Annotated in this window: 3 protein-coding genes and 1 pseudogene; 2 read left to right on the forward strand and 2 right to left on the reverse strand. The window is 42.0% G+C overall.

Annotation, left to right across the window (positions count from 1 at the left end; all coding sequences use genetic code 11):
* Both AB4653_RS14275 and AB4653_RS14280 read left to right on the forward strand, forming a co-directional pair.
* Positions 1–829, forward strand: an 829-nt coding sequence (locus tag AB4653_RS14275) for an RES family NAD+ phosphorylase (protein ID WP_372104519.1), incomplete at its 5' end; no start/stop codon positions are given.
* Positions 830–878: 49 nt separating this feature from the next.
* Positions 879–1,520, forward strand: a complete 642-nt coding sequence (locus AB4653_RS14280; protein ID WP_102257880.1) for a hypothetical protein — start codon at positions 879–881, stop codon at positions 1,518–1,520.
* A gap of 125 nt (positions 1,521–1,645) precedes the next feature.
* Here the strand turns inward: AB4653_RS14280 and AB4653_RS14285 are convergent.
* Together AB4653_RS14285 and AB4653_RS14290 are read right to left on the reverse strand one after the other, a co-directional pair.
* Positions 1,646–1,921 (reverse strand): annotated as a pseudogene (locus AB4653_RS14285) (DUF3653 domain-containing protein); the annotation flags it as partial.
* A 599-nt stretch (positions 1,922–2,520) separates the two neighbouring features.
* Complete coding sequence (locus tag AB4653_RS14290; RefSeq protein WP_102257390.1) at positions 2,521–3,867, reverse strand: ISNCY family transposase; 1,347 nt, start codon at positions 3,865–3,867, stop codon at positions 2,521–2,523.
* Between the last annotated feature and the right edge of the window lie 101 nt (positions 3,868–3,968).

The following is a 3,968-nucleotide window of genomic DNA, read 5'->3' on the forward strand; positions in this document are numbered from 1 at the left end:
CCACTATGGAAAAAGTGATATCAGTCCATCACCTTGGCTAAAAAATGACATTAAATTAATCGAAGATACCGCCAAAATTGGTTTTTTCCATTATGGCCCACGTTTGTGGATGGTAGGTGAGGTTGAGCCCCTTAAAGATTTACAAAATGAAAATACTCGAGATTTAATTATCCAACGGGTTATTACTGAATACCCAGAAAAAATCATCCCTAGTGCTACTAAATTTTATCGCTTGAGAGTAAACCCTACCAGACCATCTGAGCCTATGGAGTATGATAGTCCACCAATTGAATTTTCAGGAAAGGGTCGATTAGACTCATCTGACTTATCTATTATGTATGGGTCTCAGGATATTGATGTTTGTATTCATGAATGTAGAGCTTCGGCAGATGACGACATTTATGTAGCTACGCTAAAAACTAAGAAGAACCTCCGGTTATTAGACTTAACACACGTGTTGGTAGAAGATAGAACCGAATTTGAGAATTTAGACTTAGCGATACACATGTTGTTTTTAGCTAAATCGCATTCTTATGAGATATCTCGAGCTATAGTCAAAGCTGCTGAAAAGGTGGGCTATGACGGGGTGATTTATCCTTCTTTTTTCAGTTTAATTCGAACTGGTGGGCACCCATTTGATACTGTTTATGGTTTATCTTTACGTCGACATCATCCAGAAAGACAACAATACGCTGATACTCAAACCATAGAAAACTTAGGCCTTTTTGGTTCTCCATTACAGTCTAATTTTGTTGAAGTGGTTTCTATAAACCGGCTTGTTATTACGCATGTAGCTTACCAAGGACATTTTGGCCCAGTAGAATACTGACTTTTCCTTGATTTGACTCTATCTAACCATATGAAACAAAGGGACAATTATGGAACTGGCGTTATTAGTCTTACAGTGTATGACACTATTGGGAGTTAGCGGTATATTCATGTTTCGAAGGATGTTATTTTCCTATTCTTCAGAAAAAGGGAAAAATCTCGCAACAAAGCAAGATATTGAATATATAACTAGGAAAGTTGAAAGCACCAAAAATGAGTACATATCTGATATTGAGCGATTAAAAGTCGAATTAGCGTTGCTGTCGAGAAAGAATGACATACTTTTAGATGAGAAAATAAGAGTGTTCAAAAAGCTGCAGAGTAGGTTGGTTGGATTTAAGAGGTATTGTGAAGCGTCTCTAGGCTCTTTTGATTCCCGAGGTGAATTTCATCCAACCTTGGAGTTTCTCGATGCTAGTATAGATAGATCAGCGCTACTTCATATAACCGCATTGCATGAAATTGAACAAGAAGATTTCATTTTCCTCTCAGAACGTTCTAAGAAAACACTTTCAGACTTGCGGGATAGTTGTTCAATAATGTGCAGCATGGAGCTGGTAATATGCAATAACCAAGATGATAGGAACCTAGCTGAAAGTGCAATTCCCGTATATGAAAAAGCAATGGATATCATCGATATTTGCCTTCAAAGTTTATTCGAAGAACTTGAATTTCCATTGAGAAACGGATAATTGCATCGGTCTAAACATATATTTGATGCTAGGAATTGGTTCATATTGGGTGTTGGGGTATATAGAGTAAAACGTAAAGTCCTGGAGAGCTAGTAACGTTTTATATATAGCTGTTGTGACTGGTTTTATTTAAATTTGGTAGGTACCCAAGGTTTCGCTGGCATACGGCGTCCGCCACGAAATGGCAACGGATGCTCCTTAGGTGGGTAAAACTTTGGGGAATCAATTCGACCGTGGCGTTCGACGAGCTGACGATGTTCGTCGCGCCAATACGCAAAACTGAGCAATTCTTTCGGATTAAACTCGCGTCGTTCAGGCGTGATCAAGGTGGCACGGTCAAAGTGAACCCTAAATCCATTCTAGCGATGATCTAACGGCAAGTAACCGCGAGCGTGGATGTTTGTGGTTTAGGTAAAGTGACTTAACCGATTTGAACAAGTCTGTTCATGACATTATGTAGATCTGAGGAACACACAGAGTAATCCAATAATCTAACCAACAAACACTAACTTTATTGCGAGCTGCAAGTTGAGTTAAAAAAATTCAGCATGGAAACTTACAGACGAGCTCGTGTGAGAAAACTTAACTGGCTTAGTGGATAACACAAAACAGAATTCAACGTGTGTAGCCAACAAGAAACACGGTGGCGTGTGTAAAATCTGAAAAAGAAACGACAGCAATGCCCACAAGGTTTACACACAGCGCGCTGAATCATGAGTACAAGAAGATGTAAGTCAGACAGAACAAATGTTCTCGTTGATCGGCTTTGTGTAAACGAATCATGTAGATGTTGGCCACACGTATAATGGTTGGGTTAAAAGAGCATTTAGAGAATGCTGGTGAACTCAATATGCTTGAGGCACCAGTTGTTTAAGGGTTTAAGAGGAAACGATGACAAGAATAACTTCGGAAAATAGTGACATTACTATCTGGGGCTTACATGCTCTGTCAATCCCATTTTAAAATGTCCTTATTTGTCCCCAATAGAAATGTCCCCTTGTTAAGTCTTTCGACTGGAAGCTTTGAAGGGGTCGGTGAGGACAGGGTTGATGGCTCGAGGCGCGGTTTGTAGGGCTCTTTGTTGTGCACGGCGCTTGGGGGCTTTCTTACTGCGGGTTCGTTGCTGTTGTTGTTCGAATTCTTCTTGTTGTTGCTGAGCAAATTTTAAAACTTGGCCGAGGCGTTTGTTGTCGACGATTTGGGTTTGTTGAACGTGCTCGAGTTTGTCGAAGGTTTTGAATTCGAGTTTTCGATGCCCGTACTGAATGGCGATTTCTCCATTTGGGTAGTCGAGTACCTTCACGGTTTCGTGCATTAATCGGCTGTTTTCTTCGGTGGGCTCAATGAGATAAATTACTTTATCGTATTGAAATGTCAGTGATTTTGAGAGCTTGCGGCTTTCTTGCCAACTGAAAATATCGTCGAGTTCTTGCTTGGATTCTCGAACCGGACGATGCATGTTTTTCGGGTATTGAGCGGGCTTAGCAAAGCGGTGGTTAAAATCGGCGATGAAGTAGGGAAGCCAGGCGTTGGCTTGCTCGATGGTGTTGATGCCTTGTAAGCGCATCTCTTTAACCAGCCGGTCTTGCAACGTGAGATTGGCTCGCTCAACACGGCCTTTGGCTTGGGAGCTGTTGGCACAAATGAGTTCTATCGCCAGCTCTTTCAGCACGCGCCCGTATTGGGTTTGGCCAACTTGTTTGTGTTTCTCCTGATTCACTCGAAATATGGAGTGTTTGTCGCTGTAAAATGCGATGGGTTTACCGTGCTCATTGAGGTATTCACGCGTCGCCAACATGTAGTCAAACGCGGATTCCGTTTCGCTGAATCTTAGGTTCATCAAGCGGCCAGTCGCATCGTCAATGAACACCAATAGGCAGCATTTGTCGCTGCGGCCTTCAAACCAGTCATGATGGGAGCCGTCAATTTGAATAAGTTCACCCAAGCAATCACGACGGTAACGAGGCTGATAGATCCGAGGTTTTCGTTTCGCATGTGGAAGCCACAGTCCGTCGGCGATCATCCATTGACGCAGTGTTTCTTTAGAGACTGATAGATTGTGCAGTTCAGTCAGTTTTTCCAGAGCGAACGTTGGTGAGAAGTCAGAGTAATGCTCACGGATAAGTTTCAGTATTTCAATTCTGAAATGTTCTGAGTAGCGTCGATTACTTGGGCGTCCACGCGCTGCGTGTGTAAGACTTTGCGCGCCAAGAGAGACAAGTTTGTTGACCAAACGTCGGATATGACGCGCAGACAGGTTCAAAATGATAGCAGCGTCAACTTGGCGTAGTCGTTTTTCACGTACGTCAGTCAGAACCTTGAATCGATGAATATCTTTTTCACTCATAGTAATAAGCATCCAGATAACTCCTAAGCAGACCAATATAGGTAAGCTTAGGAGGACATTTTAAAATGGCTCAAACCGGACATTACTAAATTGCTCTAACA

This window comes from Vibrio sp. 10N.222.48.A3, assembly GCF_041475345.1.
In the GTDB taxonomy this organism is placed as follows: Bacteria; Pseudomonadota; Gammaproteobacteria; order Enterobacterales; family Vibrionaceae; genus Vibrio; species Vibrio tasmaniensis_A.